This is a genomic window from Flavonifractor sp. An92 (assembly GCF_002159175.1).
Lineage (GTDB): Bacteria > Bacillota > Clostridia > Oscillospirales > Oscillospiraceae > Pseudoflavonifractor_A.
Genome location: NZ_NFGZ01000008.1, coordinates 39,112 through 57,268 on the forward strand (window position 1 = coordinate 39,112; position 18,157 = coordinate 57,268).

General features: G+C 65.7%; 18 protein-coding genes. 7 read left to right on the forward strand and 11 right to left on the reverse strand.

Annotation, left to right across the window (positions count from 1 at the left end; translation table 11 throughout):
- Window positions 1–115: 115 nt before the first annotated feature.
- The 8 genes from B5G43_RS07425 to dpsA all read right to left on the reverse strand — a co-directional run bounded on the left by B5G43_RS07425 (window position 116) and on the right by dpsA (window position 8,685).
- Window positions 116–970 (reverse strand): ABC transporter substrate-binding protein, encoded by an 855-nt coding sequence (locus B5G43_RS07425; RefSeq protein WP_087259848.1) that lies wholly within the window; start codon window positions 968–970, stop codon window positions 116–118.
- Between the two features lie 208 nt (window positions 971–1,178).
- Window positions 1,179–2,951 carry a peptide ABC transporter substrate-binding protein gene (locus B5G43_RS07430; protein ID WP_087259850.1) on the reverse strand — a complete coding sequence of 591 codons (1,773 nt, stop codon included), beginning with the start codon at window positions 2,949–2,951 and terminating at the stop codon, window positions 1,179–1,181.
- A gap of 183 nt (window positions 2,952–3,134) precedes the next feature.
- Window positions 3,135–4,157 (reverse strand): oligopeptide/dipeptide ABC transporter ATP-binding protein, encoded by a 1,023-nt coding sequence (locus B5G43_RS07435; RefSeq protein WP_087259852.1) that lies wholly within the window; start codon window positions 4,155–4,157, stop codon window positions 3,135–3,137.
- Window positions 4,150–5,172 (reverse strand): ABC transporter ATP-binding protein, encoded by a 1,023-nt coding sequence (locus B5G43_RS07440; protein ID WP_087259854.1) that lies wholly within the window; start codon window positions 5,170–5,172, stop codon window positions 4,150–4,152. The genes B5G43_RS07435 and B5G43_RS07440 overlap by 8 nt, the downstream gene beginning before the upstream one ends.
- 12 nt (window positions 5,173–5,184) lie before the next feature.
- Entirely contained in the window at window positions 5,185–6,204 is a 1,020-nt protein-coding gene (locus B5G43_RS07445) for an ABC transporter permease (RefSeq protein ID WP_087259856.1), read from the reverse strand.
- Window positions 6,188–7,141, reverse strand: coding sequence for an ABC transporter permease (locus B5G43_RS07450; protein ID WP_087259858.1), 954 nt, complete (start codon window positions 7,139–7,141; stop codon window positions 6,188–6,190). Before B5G43_RS07450 ends, B5G43_RS07445 begins: the two co-directional genes overlap by 17 nt.
- Window positions 7,142–7,228: 87 nt before the next feature.
- The gene (locus B5G43_RS07455; RefSeq protein ID WP_087259860.1) at window positions 7,229–7,807 is read right to left on the reverse strand and encodes a dipicolinate synthase subunit B; all 579 of its coding nucleotides are present in this window, start codon (window positions 7,805–7,807) and stop codon (window positions 7,229–7,231) included.
- Window positions 7,808–7,809: 2 nt separating this feature from the next.
- A complete protein-coding gene (dpsA, locus tag B5G43_RS07460) occupies window positions 7,810–8,685 on the reverse strand; it encodes a dipicolinate synthase subunit DpsA (RefSeq protein ID WP_087259862.1) in 876 nt (291 codons plus the stop codon).
- Window positions 8,686–8,866: 181 nt separating this feature from the next.
- Here dpsA and B5G43_RS07465 point away from each other — a divergent pair, with 181 nt between their 5' ends.
- The 6 genes from B5G43_RS07465 (at window position 8,867) to B5G43_RS07490 (ending at window position 14,572) form a co-directional block, all read left to right on the forward strand.
- Window positions 8,867–9,655 (forward strand): TIGR04255 family protein, encoded by a 789-nt coding sequence (locus tag B5G43_RS07465; protein WP_087259864.1) that lies wholly within the window; start codon window positions 8,867–8,869, stop codon window positions 9,653–9,655.
- A 15-nt stretch (window positions 9,656–9,670) separates the two neighbouring features.
- A complete protein-coding gene (locus B5G43_RS07470; RefSeq protein WP_087259866.1) occupies window positions 9,671–10,180 on the forward strand; it encodes a GNAT family N-acetyltransferase in 510 nt (169 codons plus the stop codon).
- Between the two features lie 7 nt (window positions 10,181–10,187).
- Complete coding sequence (locus B5G43_RS07475) at window positions 10,188–10,715, forward strand: isochorismatase family cysteine hydrolase (protein WP_087259868.1); 528 nt, start codon at window positions 10,188–10,190, stop codon at window positions 10,713–10,715.
- Window positions 10,716–10,745: 30 nt separating this feature from the next.
- Window positions 10,746–12,194, forward strand: coding sequence for a nicotinate phosphoribosyltransferase (locus B5G43_RS07480; RefSeq protein WP_206405010.1), 1,449 nt, complete (start codon window positions 10,746–10,748; stop codon window positions 12,192–12,194).
- 177 nt (window positions 12,195–12,371) lie between these two features.
- Window positions 12,372–13,538, forward strand: coding sequence for a UDP-galactopyranose mutase (gene glf, locus B5G43_RS07485; protein ID WP_087259870.1), 1,167 nt, complete (start codon window positions 12,372–12,374; stop codon window positions 13,536–13,538).
- Between the two features lie 5 nt (window positions 13,539–13,543).
- Window positions 13,544–14,572 (forward strand): glycosyltransferase family 2 protein, encoded by a 1,029-nt coding sequence (locus B5G43_RS07490; protein ID WP_087259872.1) that lies wholly within the window; start codon window positions 13,544–13,546, stop codon window positions 14,570–14,572.
- Window positions 14,573–14,620: 48 nt separating this feature from the next.
- Here the strand turns inward: B5G43_RS07490 and B5G43_RS07495 are convergent, their stop codons facing one another.
- Window positions 14,621–15,520 (reverse strand): DegV family protein, encoded by a 900-nt coding sequence (locus B5G43_RS07495; protein WP_242960495.1) that lies wholly within the window; start codon window positions 15,518–15,520, stop codon window positions 14,621–14,623.
- Window positions 15,521–15,628: 108 nt separating this feature from the next.
- Here B5G43_RS07495 and B5G43_RS07500 point away from each other — a divergent pair, with 108 nt between their 5' ends.
- Entirely contained in the window at window positions 15,629–16,222 is a 594-nt protein-coding gene (locus tag B5G43_RS07500) for a TetR/AcrR family transcriptional regulator (RefSeq protein WP_087259873.1), read from the forward strand.
- A 39-nt stretch (window positions 16,223–16,261) separates the two neighbouring features.
- Here the strand turns inward: B5G43_RS07500 and B5G43_RS18105 are convergent, their stop codons facing one another.
- Window positions 16,262–17,215 carry a CAP domain-containing protein gene (locus B5G43_RS18105; protein ID WP_343214404.1) on the reverse strand — a complete coding sequence of 318 codons (954 nt, stop codon included), beginning with the start codon at window positions 17,213–17,215 and terminating at the stop codon, window positions 16,262–16,264.
- 27 nt (window positions 17,216–17,242) lie between these two features.
- Entirely contained in the window at window positions 17,243–18,157 is a 915-nt protein-coding gene (gene ribF, locus B5G43_RS07510) for a riboflavin biosynthesis protein RibF (protein ID WP_087259875.1), read from the reverse strand.

The window sequence follows — 18,157 nt, forward strand, 5'->3', positions numbered from 1 at the left end:
AGCATAGAGCTGTGCCCAGTTCACGGACATTCTCCTCTCTTGAATATGTTTCTGTAAGGTGGGAAAAGACGCCAAAGCGGGCGGCCATGGGCCGCCCACTTAGAGGCAACAGTTTTTACTCGGCGGGGATGTACTTGTCGATGATGGACTGGAGGGTGCCGTCGGCCTCCAGCTCGGCCAGAGCGCCGTTGATGGCGTTCAGCAGGGACTCGTTGCCCTTGGCCACGCCGATGGCGTACTCCTCATTGGCGAACTCGGTGTCCAGGATCTTCAGACCGGGGTTGGCCTTCACATACTCCTGAGCGGGAGCGTTGTCGATGACCACCGCGTCCACCTGGCCGTTGAGCAGAGCCTGCACAGCGGTGGCGCCGTCGTCATAAGCGGTGACGTGGTCCTCGCCGTAGCCGCCGTTCTCGGGGGTGTCGGAGCAGTAGATGTAGCCGGTGGTGCCGCGCTGGGTGCCGATCTTGTCGGCGTTGGCCAGGTCGTCCACGGTGGCGATGTCGGAGTCCTCCGTCACGATGACCACCTGCACGCCGTTGGCGTAGCTGTCGGAGAAGTCCATGACCTGCAGGCGCTCCTCGTTGACGGTGACGCCGGCCATGACCATGTCGCTCTTGCCGTTCTGGGCGGCCAGGAGGGCGGCGTCAAAGTCCATGTCGTCGATCTCCAGCTCCAGGCCCAGCTTGTCGGCGATGGCCTGGGCCACCTCCACGTCGATGCCCTCGAAGGAGCCGTCATCGGCCACCATCTCGTAGGGCGGGAACTGAGCATTGGTGCTCATGATGAGCTTACCCTCTTCCACGGTGGTCAGGGTAGCCTCGGTGTTGCTGTCGTCGGGGGTGGTGCTCTCCTGAGCCTCGGAGGGCTGGGTGGAGGGCTGGGAGGCGGTGCCGCCGCCGCAGCCGGCCAGCAGGCCCAGGGACAGGGCGGCCGCCATGCTCAGAGCAAGGATCTTATTCCATTTCATATTCATTCTCTCCTCAGTGGGGATGTCTCCCCGGTTGTCGCGTATGATTATACACCCGTTCCCGTTCCTATGCAATCCATATCCATCCGTCAAACTGCACAAACTTCCCTCTATTTTTCCCATGATTCCGCTAAACTGCCACGCATTCCGAAAAGGAACCGGGGGACAACCCCAAAATGGGCTGTTCCCCCGGCGTATGAATATGTGTTTACTTGCGCTGCGCGTACTGGAAGAAGTAATAGCCCAGCGGGGAGTAATACACCCCCTGGATGTCGTCGGAGAGCAGGTACTGTTCGGTGTAGAAGTAGATGGGTCCCACCGCCCAGTCCCGGCCGATGAGGAGGTCCTCGGCCTCGTGGAGGGCCTCCATCCGTGCCTCAGGATCGCTGGTCTGGCTGGCCCGGAGGATGGCGTCGTCGTAGTCGGCGCTGGAGTAGAAGGCGGTGTTGGTGCCGCTTCCGGTGACCCACATGCCCAGGAAGGACATGGGGTCGGTGTAGTCGGAGGTCCAGCCCATGCGGGAGAGCTGGTAGTCCCCCTGGAGGTAGCTCTGGAGGAAGGCGCCCCACTCCTGGCTCTTCAGGGTGACCTGGACGCCCAGCCCCTCCTGCCACATGGACTGGAGGGCCACCGCCACATTCTCGTTGCTCTCGTCGCTGTTGTAGAGGTATTCCACCGCCGGGAAGGTGCTCCGGTCGGTGTAGCCCGCCTCATCCAGCAGGCGGTTGGCCTCGGCCAGGTTCTCCTGATAGAGGGCCTCGGTGGTGGGGGCGGTCCAGTAGGAGCCGCCTTCGGTGCGGAAGTCGGAGCCCTCCCCGGCGTCGGAGACCCCGTTGGGCACGAAGCCGTCGGCGGGGACCTGTCCGCCCTGGACCACCTGCTCGGTGAGGTAGGCCGAGTCGATGGCCAGGGTGAAGGCCTTGCGCACCCGCCAGTCGTCAAAGGGGGCGCGGGTGTTCTGATAGGTTACATAGGAGGTGCCCAGGTAGTCCAGCAGGTGGAGCTCCCCACTCTCCAGCAGGGTGGAGACCCGGTCAGTGGGGACTTGATTGATGAAGTCCAGGTCCCCGGCCTGATAGGCGGTATACCGGGCGTTCACGTCGCCCATGAGCCGGAAGGTAATGGTGTCGGGACCCAGGGCGTCCCGGTCATAGTACTCCGGGTTCTGCTCCAGGACAATGGAGGAGGAGTGGGTCCAGCTCTGGAGCTTGTAGGGCCCGTTGCACAGATAGGTCTCGGGGCTCTGGGTCCACTGGTCGTTCCCCTCCACCACATCGGCGCGCAGGGGCATTAGGTTGGGGAAGGCGCACAGCTCCAGGAAGTAGGGGCAGTCGTAGCTCAGGTCCACCACGAAGGTATCCGCATCCGCCGCGGTGATACCAAGGGTGTCCAGGCTGTCCCGGGGGACCTCCACCCCTTGGGCGGCGTAGTCCTCGGCCTGGGCGGCGGTGAGAACGGCGCCGCTCTCCGGGTCCCGCCCGTAGACCACGGCGTCGTAATTGGTCACCATGGCCAGAAGGCCGATGTACCCCGCCGCCGTCTCCGGGTCGCACAGCCGCTTCCAGGAATAGGCGAAGTCCTCCGCCGTCACGGCCTGGCCATCCCACCAGCGGGCGTCCTCCCGCAGGGTGAAGGTATAGCGCACCGTGCCGTCGGCGTTGACCGTCTTTTCATAGTCCGCGGCCTGGCCGGTGGTGAGGCGGGCACCGGTGATGGGCGCGCCCTCCTCCTGGACCTCGCCGCTGTCCTCCCACTTCATCAGCCCCTCAAAGAGGTGATGGAGCAGGATACCGCCGTCCAGGGCGGAGTTGAGGGTGGGGTCGATGGTCTGGGGCTCCGAGGTAAAGCTCACCGCCAGGTCAAAGGCCTCCGTCCCGCCGGGTTGGGCGCTCTCTTCCGCCTCAGGGCCGCCGCAGCCCCCCAGCAGTCCGGCCAGGAGTGCCGCCGCAAGCAGCCCGGCGGCCGCTCGGATCTTCTTCATCGCAATCCCTCCACTGTAACTTTTCCCATCTCTGTTACAAATTTTTTGTGCCCGAAATGATTTCTCCTCAAAATGTAATTCTCATTATATCACATGTTTTCCCGAGCACAACATAAAAATTAAGATTTTCGTATATTTATGAAAAAAGCGGATAAAGATCGCCTTTATCCGCTTTCCGTCGATTCAGTTCTGGTCCGCGCCACACACCTGATGGCAGGCCGTCCAGTGTCCGGGGGACACCTCCCGCAGCGGAGGGCGCTTGCGGGCGCATTCCTCGGTGGCGTAGGGGCACCGGGGGTGGAAGGGGCAGCCCGTGGGCGGGCGCATGGGGGACGGGATCTCCCCCTGGAGGAGGATGCGCTTCCGGCTGCGGCTGGCCCGGGGATCGGGCACCGGCACGGCGGAGAGCAAGGTCTGGGTGTAGGGGTGAAGGGGGTGGACGCTCAGCTCGTCGCTCCCCGCCAGCTCCACCAGGGAGCCCAGGTACATGACTCCGATGCGGTTGGAGATGTGCCGCACCACGCTCAGATCGTGGGCGATAAAGAGGTAGGTGAGCCCCAGCTCCTTCTGCATATCCTCCAGCATATTCACCACCTGGGACTGGATGGACACGTCCAGGGCGGAGATGGGCTCGTCGCAGACGATGAACTCCGGGTCCACCGCCAGAGCCCGGGCGATGACCACCCGCTGCTGCTGGCCGCCGGAGAACTCGTGGGGGTAGCGACCCGCGTGTTCCGGCCGCAGGCCCACCTGCTCCAGGAGGGCCTCGATGCGCTCGGTCCGCTGGGCCCGGGTGCGGGCCAGATGGTGGATGTCGATGGCCTCGCCGATGATCTCCCCCACCGTCATCCGGGGGTCCAGGGAGGCGGCGGGGTCCTGGAAGATGATCTGCATCTTCCGCCGGTAGGGGAGCATGTCCACCGCGGTGGTCTTTCCCAGGGGCTTTCCGTCCTCCCCCAGGTCCCGGGCGAAGAGGGTGGTCCCATTATAAATGATACGCCCGCCGGTGGGCTCATAGAGCTGCAGCACCGTCCGGCCCAGGGTGGTCTTGCCACAGCCGCTCTCCCCCACCAGACCCAGGGTCTCCCCCCGGCGGATGGAGAAGGACACATCCTGCACCGCCTGGACGCCGGGGCCCTTCACTCCCTTGACGGGGAAGTATTTCCGCAGGTTCTGCACCTCCAGCAGTACATTGGCTTCACTCATGGTAGGCTCCTTCCCGCCGCGCTTGCAGCTGTTCCCGTACCCGCAGCCAGCAGGCCGCCCGGTGGCCCTCCCCCAGCGTCACGTCGGGGGGCGCCTTCTCCAGACACACCTGCATGCAGCTCTCACACCGGGGGGCGAAGGGGCACCCCGGCGGCGGGTCCAGCATGTCCACCGGCGTTCCCGGGATGGGGATGAGCCGCTCCCGGCTCCCTACATCCACCCGGGGCATGGACCGCAGCAGCCCCAGGGTATAGGGGTGGCCGGGGCGATAGAAAATGTCCTCCACGCCCCCCTGCTCCACAATGCGCCCGGCGTACATCACTGACACATTGTCGCAGATCTCGGCCACCACTCCCAAATTGTGGGTGATGAAGAGGATGCCCATGCCGGTCTTTTGCTGGATCTCCTTCATCAGGTCCAGGATCTGGGCCTGGATGGTCACGTCCAGGGCGGTGGTGGGCTCGTCCGCGATGAGGAGCTTGGGCTTGCAGATGAGGGCCATGGCGATCATCACCCGCTGGCGCTGGCCGCCGGAGAGCTGGTGGGGGTACTGCTTCATGCGCTTCTGGGGGTTGTTGATGCCCACCAGCTCCAGCATCTCCACCGCCCGGGCGTTGGCCTCATCCCGCTTCACGGTCCGGTCGTGGGCCCGCAGGGCCTCGGTGAGCTGGAAGCCCACGGTGTACACCGGATTGAGGCAGGTCATGGGGTTCTGGAAGATCATGGCCACCTCATTGCCCCGGAAGCGGGTCAGCTCCCCCTCGCTGAGGGAGAGCACGTCCCGCCCCTCGAAGGAGATGGATCCGCCCACCACCCGCCCGGTGGGGGGCAGCAAGCCCAGCACGGAGTAGGCCTCCACGCTCTTGCCGGAGCCGGACTCGCCCACGATACCCATGACCCCGCCCCGCTCCACGGTGTAGGAGATGCCGTTTACCGCCCGGACCTGTCCGACGGGGGTGAAGAAGGACACCCGGAGGTCCCGCACCTCCAGCAGTGCTCGTTGATGTTCCGCCATAGCGGCCTCCTCTCAAATAGCGGTCCTGGGGTCCAGCGCATCCCGCAGCCGGTCCCCCAGCACCTGGAAAGACAAAATCAGAAGCCCCAGCACCGCCGTGGGAAAGATCAGGCGGTAGGGGTAGGTATAAAGTGCGCCCAGCGCCTCCTGGATGAGGGCGCCCAGGCTGGTCATGGGGGCAGTGACGCCCACCCCCAGAAAAGACAGGAAGGACTCCAGGAAGATGGCCGTGGGGATCTGAAGGCAGACCGTGACGGCGATCTGTCCGGCGCAGTTGGGCAGCAGATGGCGCAGCACGATGCGCCGCCCCGAGGCGCCCAGGGCCCGGGCGGCGGTGACGTACTCCGTCTCCTTGAGCCGCAGCACTTCGCCCCGCACCACCCGGCTCAAACTCACCCAGTAGAGCCCGGCAAAGGTGAGGAGCATGGCGCACAGGTTGGGCCCCACCCGCAGGAGGGCCCGGGCCAGCTCCGACTCCGGATGTGCCTGGGCGAAGCTCTGAAAGAGGTCCCCCAGGGCGGTGGAGGCCAGCAGGATGACCAGCACCTCCGGCACCGAGGCCACCACCTCGGCCACGCGCTGCAATACCAGGTCGGTCTTGCCGCCCCGCCAGCCCGACACCGCGCCGTAGGTTGTGCCCACCGTCAGCACCAGCGCCCCCGCGGCCAGAGCCACGCACAGGGACACCCGGGTGCCCGCCATCAGCCGGGCCAGGGCGTCCCGGCCGAAGCGGTCGGTGCCCAGCAGGTGGGGAAAGACGAACTCCCCCGCCGCCCGGAGGGCCTCCTCCTCCGCCCCAAAGCCCAGGGGCGGCAGGTTTTCCGCCCCCCGGAGGAACGCATCATATCCGTAGGGCACCACCAGGGGCCCCAGAAAGGCAAAGAGGAAGAGGGCCGCCAGCAGCCCCAGGGCCAACCGGGCGGACTTGTCCCGCCGCAGCCGCCGCCAGGGCCCGTCCGGGGCGGTCCGAAGGGTCTGGGCCGCGCCCCGCCCCTCCGGCGGCACGGGGGTGAAATCAAAGGGCTCCGCCATGGGCCTGTCCCTCCTCTCCCAGCCGGACCCGTGGGTCGGCAGCGCGGCTGAGCAGGTCCCCCGCCAGGTTGCACCCGATGACCAGCGCCGCCAGAAAGACGGTGACGCCGGTGATGACCGGGTAGTCCCGGCTCTCCACCGCCCGCACCAGCACTGAGCCCAGCCCGGGGATGGAAAAGACCTGCTCCACCACAAAGCTCCCGCACAGGGCGAAGGCCAGCATGGGTGCCAGCAGCGCCAGCAGCGGCGGCAGGGCGCAGCGCAGGGCATGTCCGAACACCAGACGGCGGCGGGAGAGCCCCCGGGCCCGGGCCGAGCGGAGAAAATCGGTCTGGAGGTTCTCCAGCACTGCGGCCCGGGTCTGCCGGGCCAGGGTACACATGGGGTAGAGCCCCAGGGCAAAGCAGGGCAGCACATAGCTTTTGGCGCTGCCGTCGAAGGCGGCGGGGAACACCTTCAGTATGCCCCCGCACAGGGCGCACAGCAGCAGGGCAGCCACGGCGAAGCTGGGCAGGCACCCGCCCAGGGCGCACACCGCCCGGAACCCTTTATCGAAGGCCCGCCCCCGGCGGCAGGCGGCCAGGCACCCCAGGGGCACCCCCGCCAGCACCGCCCAGCCCAGGGCGAAAAGCCCCAGCCGGGCGGAGACGGGGAAGGACTCGGCGATGAGGGTATTCACCGCCGTACCCTGCCGCAGCTTGAGGGACACCCCCAGGTCCAGGTGCAGAAGGTCCCACAGATAGCTCCCCACCTGGGCCGGGAGGGGCCGGTCCAGCCCGTAGCGGGCGTCCAGCACCGCCTCCCGCTGCCCGGAGTTGTGCTTCACATCCAGCCAGGGGTCCCCCGGCGCGGAGCGGGTGAGGACCACGGCCAGACAGGCCACCGCCAGCAGGGCGAGGACCGCCGTCCCCAGGCGCTGGGCGATGTATCGGACCATGGCATTCCCCTCCCCCTCCGCCCAGGGGCGGTGTATGTAGTCGCCCCTATCCTACCATGTTCCCTCCGGATTGGCAAGAAATTCGCCCTAACGGCCCACCAGCACCGGCTGGAGCTGCTGCCCGGCCAGGGCGGCCGCCACGGCCTCGGGAACTTTGGAGAAGTCGGCCACCAGGGAGGTGGGCTTCCCCACCGGGTCGTCCTGGCCGAAGGGGACAAAATAGATGTTGCGCTTATCCAGCAGGGCCCCGATGTTCTTGGCCGAGGCGGAGAGGCCGTCGTTGGTGGCTAGAGCGATGACCACCGGGCGGCCGTTGCGCAGGTGGGCCTTGGCGGCCATGGTCACCGAGGAGTCGGTGGCCCCCGCCGCCAGTTTGGCCAGGGTGTTGCCCGTACAGGGGCAGATGACCAGCACATCCAGCAGCTTCTTGGGGCCGATGGGCTCCGCCTTCTCCACCGTGTCGATGACCCGGCGGTCACAGATACGCTCCACCTCCCGCATCAGGTCGTGGGCGGTGCCGAAGCGGGTGTCGGTGGCCGCGCACCGCTCGGAGACGATGGGCACCACCGTCTCATACCGGGCCTTCACCTGCTCCAGGGCCTCCACGGCTCTGGCGTGGGTGCAGAAGGACCCGCAGAATGCAAATCCAACGCGCTGTTGTTCCATGCTCACACTCCCAATTCATTGAGGATATTGTAGATGGTGCTCCGGATGCTCTTTCCGGCGGTCACCGGGGCCACCTTGCCGGGCAGGGACAGGGCCCACACCGCCTGCACGCCCAGACGGCGGGCCGCCGCCAGGTCCACCCCGCCGGGCTTGGAGGCCAGGTCGATGACCAGACACCCGGGTTTGAGCTCGGCGAGGGCCTCCGCCCCCAGCAGGCGGCTGGGGACCGTGTTGACGATGAGGTCAAAGGCACACAGCCAGCCCCGCAGCTCGCCGCTGTGCTCGGCGTGAAAGCCCCGCTCCTCGATCCAGGCCAGGTCCGACCACTTCCGGGCGGCCACGCTGACCCGGGCCCCCAGGGCGGAAAGGCGGGGCGCCAGCGCCCGCCCCAGCCGTCCGTAGCCCAGGACCAGGGCGCGGCAGCCGTGAAGGGTGATGGGCAGCTCCTCCAGCGCGATCTGGATGGCCCCCTCAGCGGTGGGCACCGCGTTGGCCACCGCCAGCTCCTCCCGGGCGAAGTAGTCCCGCAGCACCAGCTCCCGGCGCTGGATGGCCGCCCGGGCCGCCTCCTCCACCCGCCCGGCGCACAGGATCTGGCCCGGCCGGGCGGCGGCCAGCACCTCCTCCAGCGCCACCGGGCGCTTAGCCATGGGGGCGTTCACCGTCCCCCCCTCGCCCTGCATGGGGAGGGGCAGCACGATGCAGTCGGCCAGATCCAGGCCGCTCAGACCCTCTGCCGCCAGGGCCTCCCCTGTCAGGTCCCCCGCCCCCTCCAGGGCATAGGTATGTACCGTGTGGCCGTCGGCGGCCAGCAGCCCGGCCAGGCAGGCCTGCCGCTGATCGCCCCCCACGACCCAAAAATCCAGCTCATGTCTCATGGCGCACTCCTCCGTTCTCGCCGGCTGTACCATCCTATTCCGCCGGGGCACGGGGGTGACAATGGGTCCCAAAACCGGACCGTTTACCTGATTTCTGCCCCTTTCCTCTTGTGAGTTTGGGCGCGGGGCATTATAATAGGTAAGAATATATGCACTTTATTGCAGAAGGAAGGTAAAACCAATGCTCTTTGCACAATTCGACCGCTGTCGCTATGCCCGCGCTCCTCTGGTGGAGGTCATCTGCCAGCTTCGTTTCCCCACCATCCTGTCCATCGGGACCCAGGAGCCGGCCCAGTTCCAGGAGCTGATCCGCCACGACTTCCCCCGCTACGCCGCCAAGCAGGAGCAGCTGCCTCCCAAGGTGGTGCCCGGCCCCAAGCCCACCGTGCAGCCCCAGCCCCCCATCACCAACTACCACTTCATCTCGGAGGACGGGCGCTGGAAGCTGAACCTGACCCAGAACTTCATCTCCCTGTCCACCGTGGCCTATCCCCAGTGGGAGGAGTTCGCCCGCCGGCTGGACAAGCCTCTGGCCTCCTTCATCGACCTCTATAAGCCCGACTTCTTCGACCGCATCGGCCTGCGGTATATCAACGCCGTCTCCCGCCAGCGCCTGGGTCTCACCGACCTGCTGTGGGACGACCTCATCCAGACCCCCTACCTTGGTATCCTGGGTGAGCCCGACGTGGACGAGACCGAAGTGGGCAAGTGCAGCATCGATATCGAGAGCAAGCTGGCCGGTGACTGCCGCCTGAAGGTCCACGCCGGCCCCGGCCTGCTGAGCGCCGCCGGCAAGAAGGACCCGGAGCCCAAGTTCATCCTGGATCAGGACCTGTCCTCCTCCGGCAAGATCACCGCCGAGCAGATCCCCGCCAAGCTGGACCGGCTCCACCAGTACGCCGACGGTCTCTTCCAGGCCGCCATCACCGACGAGCTGCGCCAGGCCATGGGCCCCCTGCCTCTGGACTGAGAAGGAGGGGTTGGCATGACCACGGTCCGCGCCGCCGTCCCCGCCGATCTGGAGCCCCTGTGGGCCCTGGTGGAGCGGGCGGTGTCCCACATGAACGCCATCGGCAACCCCCAGTGGGGGGCGGACTACCCCACCCGGGCCCACTATGAGCGGGACCTGGAAGCCGGGGAGTTCTATGTGGCGGTCAATGAAGAGGGCCGGGTACTGGGCTGCGCCTGCATCAACGGGGACGAGTCCCCCGAGTACGCCGAGGTGGCCTGGGCCTACACCGGGCCTGTGCTGTCGGTCCACCGTCTGGCGGTGGACCCGGCCGTCCAGCGGCAGGGCGTGGCCACCGCCCTCATCGCCCACGCCGAGGGCCTGGCCCGCAGCCGGGGCGTGAAGGCCCTCCATGTGGACACCTACGCCAAAAATGACCGGATGCAGGCCCTCTTCCGCAAGCGGGGCTACGTCCAGCGGGGGGACATCTCCCTCCACGGCCGTCCGCTCCGCTATCCCTGCTTTGAAAAGCTGCTCATGGAGTGATTTTTTCATGAAAAAATTACTGATCGTTGTGGATTATCAGGTGGACTTTGTGGACGGCGCCCTGGGCTTTGCCGGGGCGGAGCGTCTGGACGGGCCCATCGCGGCCAAGATCGCCGAGTACCGCGCCGCCGGGAACGACGTGGTGTTCACCTACGACACCCACGGCGCCAACTACGCCGCCACCCAGGAGGGGCGCAAGCTCCCCGTGGCCCACTGCATCGCGGGCAGCGCCGGGTGGGAGCTCTACGGGGAGACCGGCAAGGTTGCCTCCCCCGACGACCTGCGCTTCCGCAAGCCCACCTTCCCCTCCCTGGAGCTGGCCGAGTGGCTGAAGGGCCGCGCCTACCAGCAGGTGGAGCTGTGCGGCCTGGTGTCCCACATCTGCGTCCTGTCCAACGCCGTGATGGTGAAGGCCGCCCTCCCCGAGACGGAGATCGTGGTGGACGCCGCCCTCACCGCCAGCTATGACCCCGTCCTCCACGAAAAGGCCCTGGACGTGCTGGAGGGCCTTCAAATCACCGTGCTCCACCGCTGAGGCGGCGGAAAGGAAATCGAGGTTTTCCGTATGAAACAGCATATGAACTACACCATGCTCTGCGACTTCTATGAGCTGACCATGGCCAACGGCTACTTCCAGACCGGCATGGCCGATCAGATCTGCTACTTTGACGTGTTCTTCCGCAATGTGCCCGACGGAGGCGGCTTCGCCATCGCCGCGGGCCTGGAGCAGATCATCGACTATATCAACGACCTGCGCTTTGACGAGGAGGACATTGAATACCTGCGCGGGAAGGGCGGCTTCTCCGAGGCGTTCCTGGAGTATCTGCGCACCTTCCGCTTCACCGGGGACATCTGGGCCGTGCCGGAGGGCACCCCCATCTTCCCCCGGGAGCCCATCCTCACCGTCCGGGCCCCCGCCATCCAGGCCCAGTTCATCGAGACCTATCTCCTGCTGTGCCTGAATCACCAGTCCCTCATCGCCACCAAGTCCAACCGCATCGTCCGGGCTGCCTCCGGCCGTCCGGTCAGCGAGTTCGGCTCCCGCCGGGCCCAGGGGTCCGACGGCGCCCTGCTGGGCGCCCGGGCGTCCTATATCGCCGGGTGCGCCGGCACCGCCTGCACCCTGGCCGATGAGCTCTACGGCTCCCCCGCCGGCGGCACCATGGCCCACTCCTGGGTGCAGATGTTCCCCGACGAGTACACCGCCTTCAAGACCTACTGTGAGCTCTACCCCCACTCGGCCACCCTGCTGGTGGACACCTACAATGTGCTGAAGTCCGGCGTGCCCAACGCCATCAAGGCCTTTAAAGAAGTCCTCCTGCCCCAGGGCATCACCAACTGCGCCATCCGCCTGGACTCCGGCGACCTCACCTACCTGTCCAAAAAGGCCCGGGCCATGCTGGACGCGGCGGGCCTCACCCAGTGCAAGATCGTGGCCTCCAACGCCCTGGACGAGTATATCATCCGGGACCTCCTCCTCCAGGGAGCGGCCATCGACTCCTTCGGCGTGGGCGAGCGGCTCATCACCTCCAAGAGCGAGCCGGTGTTCGGCGGCGTGTACAAGCTGGCCGCCATCGAGGACAAGGATGGCAACATCATCCCCAAGATCAAGATCAGCGCCAACCCCGACAAGATCACCAACCCCCACTTCAAGAAGGTCTACCGCCTCTTCGACAACGAGTCCGGAAAGGCCTTTGCCGACCTCATCACCCTCTGGAACGAGAGCGTGGACGAGAGCGCCCCGCTGGAGCTCTTCGACCCCGACGCCACCTGGAAGCGCAGCACCGTCACCGACTTCACCGCCAAGGAGCTGCTGGTGCCCATCTTCCAGAACGGCAAGCAGGTGTATACCTCCCCCTCCATCACCGAGATGCGCTCCTACTGCGCCTCCCAGGTGGAGCTGCTGTGGGACGAGGTCAAGCGCTTCGAGAACCCCCACACCTACTATGTGGACCTGAGCCAGACCCTGTGGGACATCAAACAGGACCTGCTCAAACAGCGGGGCGGCCGCTGATCCGCCTCCACGCCCGCCGCGGTTTTTGTGCCGCGGCGGGTCTTTTTTCTCCGCTTCTACCGGCAGCTCCGGTACTAGTTAAAGAAATTTTAATGCTTTTTGCCGTTCCTTTTACGGCAATGCTGTGATAAAATGAGACTAACCGTGTGTGAACGAACCAATGCAGAGGTGTCAAACATGACTCAAAGCTATGATTGTCTGGTCATCGGCGCGGGCTTTGCCGGCGCGGTGGCCGCCCGGGAACTGGCGGAGCGCGGTGGAAAGCGTGTCCTGGTGCTGGAGCGCCGGAACCACATCGCCGGCAACGCCTACGACCTGCCCGACGAGGCCGGCGTGGTCATCCACCAGTACGGGCCCCATATCTTCCACACCCGGGACCGCCGGGTGTACGACTATCTCTCCCGCTTCACCCGCTGGCGCGACTACCAGCACCGGGTGGTGGCCAACGTCCACGGTGTGGAGATGCCCGTCCCCTTCAACCTGACCAGCCTGGAGCTGGCCTTCGGCAAGGAGAAGGCCCAGCGTCTGGAGGAGAAGCTCATCGCCCAGTACGGCGCGGAGGAGAAGGTCACCATTCTGGACCTGCGCAAGAACGAGGACCCGGAAATTTCCGCGCTGGCCGACTATGTGTACGAAAACGTGTTCCTCCACTACACCATGAAGCAGTGGGACCAGTCCCCGGAGGAGATCGACCCCAACACCACCGCCCGGGTGCCGGTGTTCCTCTCCCGGGATGACCGCTACTTCCAGGACCCCTGGCAGGGCATGCCCCTGGACGGGTACACCGCCCTGTTCCGCAACCTCCTGGACCACCCCAACATCACCGTGGAGCTGGGCGTGGACGCCCGCACCCGCCTGACCCTGCACGAGGGCGGCGTGGAGCTGGACGGCGTGCCCTTCCCCGGCATCGTCATCTACACCGGCGCGGTGGACGAGCTCTTTGGCTGCCGCTACGGCCGCCTGCCCTACCGCACCCTGGAGTTCCGCTTTGAGACCCATCCGGTGGAGTGGTATCAGTCCCACGGCACTGTGAACTACACGGTGAGCGAGCCCTGGACCCGCATCACCGAGTTCAAGTACCTCACCGGCCAGGAGCTCCCCGACCGCACCACCATCGCCAAGGAGATCTCCCACGCCTACACCGGCGCCGAGGGTGAGACTCCCTACTACGCTATCATCAACCCCGCCAACAACGCCCTCTACGCCCAGTACCGCACGCTGTGCTCCAACCTGGGGCAGTTCTACCTGCTGGGCCGTCTGGCCGAGTACAAATACTACAACATGGACGCCATCGTGGCCCGCGCCCTGTCGCTGTGCGATGACCTCCTGCAACGGAAGGAGTGACCCCTGTGGAGAAGCTGATCACCTTCGCCGTCCCCTGCTACAATTCCGCGGCCTACATGGACCACTGTGTGGAGACCCTTCTCACCGGCGGAAAGGACATCGAGATCATTCTGGTGGACGACGGCTCCACCAAGGACGACACCCCCGCCATCTGCGACCGCTATGCCGAGCAGTACCCCGGCATCGTCCGGGCCATCCACCAGCCCAACGGCGGCCACGGCGAGGGCGTCAACCAGGGCATCCGCAACGCCTCGGGCCTCTACTACAAGGTGGTGGACTCCGACGACTGGCTGGACGCGGACGCGCTGAAAAAGGTGCTGGACAAGCTGCGCCAGTTTGCCAAGATGAAGCGCCCGGTGGACATGATGATCGCCAACTACGTCTACGAGCACGTGGAGGACCAGACCCAGAAGGTCATGCGCTACACCAACGTGTTCCCCCAGGACCGTATCTTCAACTGGTCCCAGATCGGCCGCTTCCGCCCCTCCCAGTACCTGCTGATGCACTCGGTGATCTACCGCACGGAGCTGCTGCGCAAGTGCAATCTGGAGCTGCCCAAGCACACCTTCTATGTGGACAACATCTTTGTCTATCAGCCCCTGCCTTACGTCAAGACCATGTACTACATGGATGTGGACCTGTACCGCTACTTCATCGGCCGCGCCGACCAGAGCGTCAACGAGAAGGTCATGGTCACCCGGGTGGATCAGCAGCTGCGGGTCACCCGACTGATGATCGACGCCCACGACCTGAACCGCGTCCACGCCGCCATGCCCAAGCTGAGCCGGTACATGTTCAACTATCTGGCCATGATGATGACCATTTCCTCCATCTTCCTCATCATCGACGGCTCCCCCGAGGCGCTGGGCAAGCGCACCCAGCTGTGGGAGTACCTGCGCACGGTGGACCGGCACATCTATCACAAGATGAAGTACCGCGCCGTGTCGGCGGTCTCCAACATCCCCGGCTATCAGGGCCGGAAGCTGTCGGTGGGCCTCTACCGGCTGGCCCGGAAGATCTACAAGTTCAACTGAGCAAGCAAAAAACGCGGGCGCGCCCTTGGGACGCACCCGCGTTTTTGTTCAATCCAGGATCTGAATGGCGGCTCCCAGCACACCCGAGCCGATGTAGACGCTGAGGGTGGCGTCCATCTCGCCGGGCCAAAGGTGCTCGTACTGGGGGAAGCGCTCCCGCAGCTTGCCCGCCAGCTCGTTCATCTCGACGGGGGCGCCGCCGTTGGCCACCGCCAGATTGTACCGCTTTCCGGGCTCCAGATGGCTCTCCAGCAGCTCCAGGAGCTTGCCCTGCACCGCCTTGCGGCCCCGCACCTTGGCCACGCTGGAGAGCTGGCCGTCGGCAGCAAAGCCGCACAGAGGCTTGATGTTCAGCACCGTCCCCGCCAGAGCGGTGATCTTGCCGATGCGCCCGCCCTTCTGGAGGTACTCCAGGGTGTCCACCGAGAAGAAGGGGAAGGTATTTTCAATGAGCTGGGGCACCCGGCGGTCCCGGAGCTCGGCAAAGCTCATGCCTGCCTGGATGTCCTCCCACACCTGGAGGATCATCATGCCCATACCCAGGCTCCCGCTGAGGGAGTCAAAGGCGGCGATCTCCAGGTCCTCCCGGGTCTCGGCCTGGAGGCGCACCATGTTGTACGTCCCCGAGAGGCCGGAGGACAGGTGGATGGCGATGACCTTCTCATAGCCCGCCGCGGCGATGCGCTCCAGGGTGTCCTTCACCGTGCCGCCGTCGGGGAGGGAGGTCTTGGGCAGCTCTCCCGCCGCCAGCCGGGCGTACACGTCGCTGGCAAACAGGTCCACTCCGTCGGAGTACTCCCCGTCCTTGCAGCGGATCTTCAGCGGCAGCACGAAAATCGGCTTGTCCGCCCGCAGCACCCCGCTCAGGTCTGCGCAGGAATCGGTCAGAAGGGCGATCTTCTCCGGGTTCCCCCCGTTGGCGCTCCACTGGCTTGACAAGTTCATCATCCCATTCTATCATTTGATTGGCCGTTGGCCATACCTTCGCATAACAACGTTATGTGACTATTATACTCATCCTGAGCCCCCCATGTCAAGAGAAAGGAGGCGCCGCACGTGGAATACCAGCAGCGCCGGAAGGAGCAGGCCCGCCAGACCGAGCAGGCCATTTTACAGGCGGCCATGGACCTCTCCCGGCAGAAAGCCTTTGACAAGGTCTCGGTACGGGACATCTGCCAGAAAGCCGGGATCACCACCGGCGCGTTCTACCATCACTTCAAGTCCAAGGACGAGATGCTGCTGCGGGGCTTCGCCCCCCTGGACCGGTACATGGAGGAGGCCCTGGCCGGCCACGAGAGCGACCCGCCGCTGGAGCGCCTCTGGCTCCTGCTGACCACTTATGCCAACTTCATGGAGTCCCTGGGCTGGGAGCTGGTGACCCGCTACTACCAGCAGCGGCTGGGCACGCCCCCCTCCCACTCCATCGACCCCCACCGCTTCACCTACCGCTCCATGGTGGAGTGCCTCCGCCAGTGTGAGGACCAGGGGCGGCTCCCCGCCGGGTACTCCCCGGAGTGGATGGCTGACTTCCTCTTCCGCCACTTCCGCGGCGTGGTCATTGACTGGATCGTCCACCAGGGGAGCTATCCACTTCTCTCCAAGCTGGAGCAGGATTACATTCTATTCTCCCACATTTTTCAAAAGGCATAAACAAACGAGCCCGCACCTTTTGGTGCGGGCTCGCTGCGCTTATTTTCCGATGAAGAGCTGGACCCAGGCGCCGTCCTGATAGCCGACGCCGATGTGGGTGAAGTTCCCGTTCAGGATGTTGGCCCGGTGGCCCTCGGAGTTCATCCACCCCTCCACCACCGCTTCGGCGGTGGGGTAGCCTCTGGCGATGTTCTCGCCGGCGCTCCGGTAGCCGCTGACGCCGCACTGGCTCAGCACCGTGAAGCAGCTGGTCCCGTCCGGTCGGTCGTGGGAGAAGTACTCCGCCACCTCAGGGGCCCGGACATCCGCCGCCGCGTCCAGCTCCGGCAGGGTGGACAGAGGCGCAAGGCCCTCCTTGGCCCGCTCCTCATTCACCAGGCGCACCACCTCGGCCTTCACATCCGCCGCCGGGGTAGGAGTCGGGGTCGGCGTGGGAGTCGGCGTCGGCGTGGGAGTCGGCGTGGGGCTGGGCTGGGAGGCCGGGTCACTGGTGATGAGGATGCTCTGGCTCTCCTGATCCCAGTCCACCCCAAAGCCCATCCAGTTGCCCAGGTCGCGGAGCTTGAAGTAGTTGTTCTGGGCGATGGTATAGGCCTGGATCTGCACCTGGGCGTCGTCCAGGTAGATGGGGGACCGGTTGTAGAACGCCGTCCGCGCCTCGCCGGAGGGGGCAGAGAACTCCCCGCCCGCCACAGTGTAGGGCTCGCCGGTGAGGATGCGGATGCTCCCGGCGGCGCTGTCCCAGGTCACGTCGAACTGGGCCTGGGTGCCGGAGAGCACGTAGGCGATGTCCCGAAGCTTGAAGTAATTGGTGCCGCCGCTGCCCTCAAAGACGGTATAGGCGTCAAACTGCACCTCTTTCCCGTCCACCAGGACGCGGGAGGCGTTGGAGTCCGCGGTGACGGTCTCCTCCGCCGCGCTGGCGGAGAAGAGCATGCTCCCGCCCAGGGCCACACACAGAGCCAGGGCGAGGACGATCCAGCTTTTCTTCATGTCGACCTCTCCTTTGCGCCGCTCCCGTTACTGGGGGCGGTCCTCAAAATAATCCCGGGTCTGCTGGGCGTTGCGCATGACCTCGTCCCGCAGGGCCTCCAGGGAGGGGAATTTCCGCTCCCCCCGCAGGCGCTTGTAGAACTCCATGCGGATGCTCTGCCCGTACAGATCCCCGTGGAAATCCAGAATGAAGCCCTCGGCGTTGACCCGGTTGCCGTCGTCCACGGTGGGCCGGGTACCCACGTTGGTCACCGCCATATGGGTCTCGCCCCCCTCGAAGCACACCTTGCAGGCGTACACGCCGTAGGCGGGCACCAGCACCCCGGCGGGGAACTGAAGGTTCACCGTGGGGAAGCCCAGGGTGGAGCCCAGGTGCTTGCCCCGGGCCACGGTGTTGGTGAGGGTGTGGGGATGGCCCAGAAATTCCAGGGCCCGCTCCATCTCGCCCTGGGCCACCAGGGTGCGGATGTACGTGGAGGAGACGGTGCGGCCGTCCACCTCCACCTTGGGGATGATGTCGCACCCGATGCCCAGCTCCCGGCAGGTCTCCTGCAGGCGCTGGGGGTCTCCCTCCCCCTTGTAGCCGAAGTGGAAGTCGTGGCCCGCCACCAGGTGGACCGCGCCGTGCTCGGCCACCAGGTACTCGATGATGAACTCCCGCCAAGGCATGCGCATCATGCGCTCATCGAAATGGGCCACGATGACGTCCCGGACGCCGTAGTACCGCCGCATCAGGTCCGCCCGGTCGGTGGGGGAACTGAGCAGGGGCAGGGGGCTGCCCAGGATGCACTTTTCGGGATGGGTGTCGAAGGTCACCGCCGCCGGGACGGCGTCCAACTCCCGGGCGCGCTCGGTCACCCGGTTCAGGAGGGCCCCATGGCCCCGGTGTACGCCGTCAAAAAAGCCCAGCGCGATGACGCGCTTCGTCTGTTCGTGATTCAC

Excerpts from the sequence above, each read along its gene's own strand:
- B5G43_RS07425 (WP_087259848.1), bottom strand. The coding sequence starts at position 970 with ATGAAATGGAATAAGATCCTTGCTCTGAGCATGGCGGCCGCCCTGTCC.
- B5G43_RS07430 (WP_087259850.1), bottom strand. The coding sequence starts at position 2,951 with ATGAAGAAGATCCGAGCGGCCGCCGGGCTGCTTGCGGCGGCACTCCTG.
- B5G43_RS07435 (WP_087259852.1), bottom strand. The coding sequence starts at position 4,157 with ATGAGTGAAGCCAATGTACTGCTGGAGGTGCAGAACCTGCGGAAATAC.
- B5G43_RS07440 (WP_087259854.1), bottom strand. The coding sequence starts at position 5,172 with ATGGCGGAACATCAACGAGCACTGCTGGAGGTGCGGGACCTCCGGGTG.
- B5G43_RS07445 (WP_087259856.1), bottom strand. The coding sequence starts at position 6,204 with ATGGCGGAGCCCTTTGATTTCACCCCCGTGCCGCCGGAGGGGCGGGGC.
- B5G43_RS07450 (WP_087259858.1), bottom strand. The coding sequence starts at position 7,141 with ATGGTCCGATACATCGCCCAGCGCCTGGGGACGGCGGTCCTCGCCCTG.
- B5G43_RS07455 (WP_087259860.1), bottom strand. The coding sequence starts at position 7,807 with ATGGAACAACAGCGCGTTGGATTTGCATTCTGCGGGTCCTTCTGCACC.
- dpsA (WP_087259862.1), bottom strand. The coding sequence starts at position 8,685 with ATGAGACATGAGCTGGATTTTTGGGTCGTGGGGGGCGATCAGCGGCAG.
- B5G43_RS07465 (WP_087259864.1), top strand. The coding sequence starts at position 8,867 with ATGCTCTTTGCACAATTCGACCGCTGTCGCTATGCCCGCGCTCCTCTG.
- B5G43_RS07470 (WP_087259866.1), top strand. The coding sequence starts at position 9,671 with ATGACCACGGTCCGCGCCGCCGTCCCCGCCGATCTGGAGCCCCTGTGG.
- B5G43_RS07475 (WP_087259868.1), top strand. The coding sequence starts at position 10,188 with ATGAAAAAATTACTGATCGTTGTGGATTATCAGGTGGACTTTGTGGAC.
- B5G43_RS07480 (WP_206405010.1), top strand. The coding sequence starts at position 10,746 with ATGAAACAGCATATGAACTACACCATGCTCTGCGACTTCTATGAGCTG.
- glf (WP_087259870.1), top strand. The coding sequence starts at position 12,372 with ATGACTCAAAGCTATGATTGTCTGGTCATCGGCGCGGGCTTTGCCGGC.
- B5G43_RS07495 (WP_242960495.1), bottom strand. The coding sequence starts at position 15,520 with ATGATGAACTTGTCAAGCCAGTGGAGCGCCAACGGGGGGAACCCGGAG.
- B5G43_RS18105 (WP_343214404.1), bottom strand. The coding sequence starts at position 17,215 with ATGAAGAAAAGCTGGATCGTCCTCGCCCTGGCTCTGTGTGTGGCCCTG.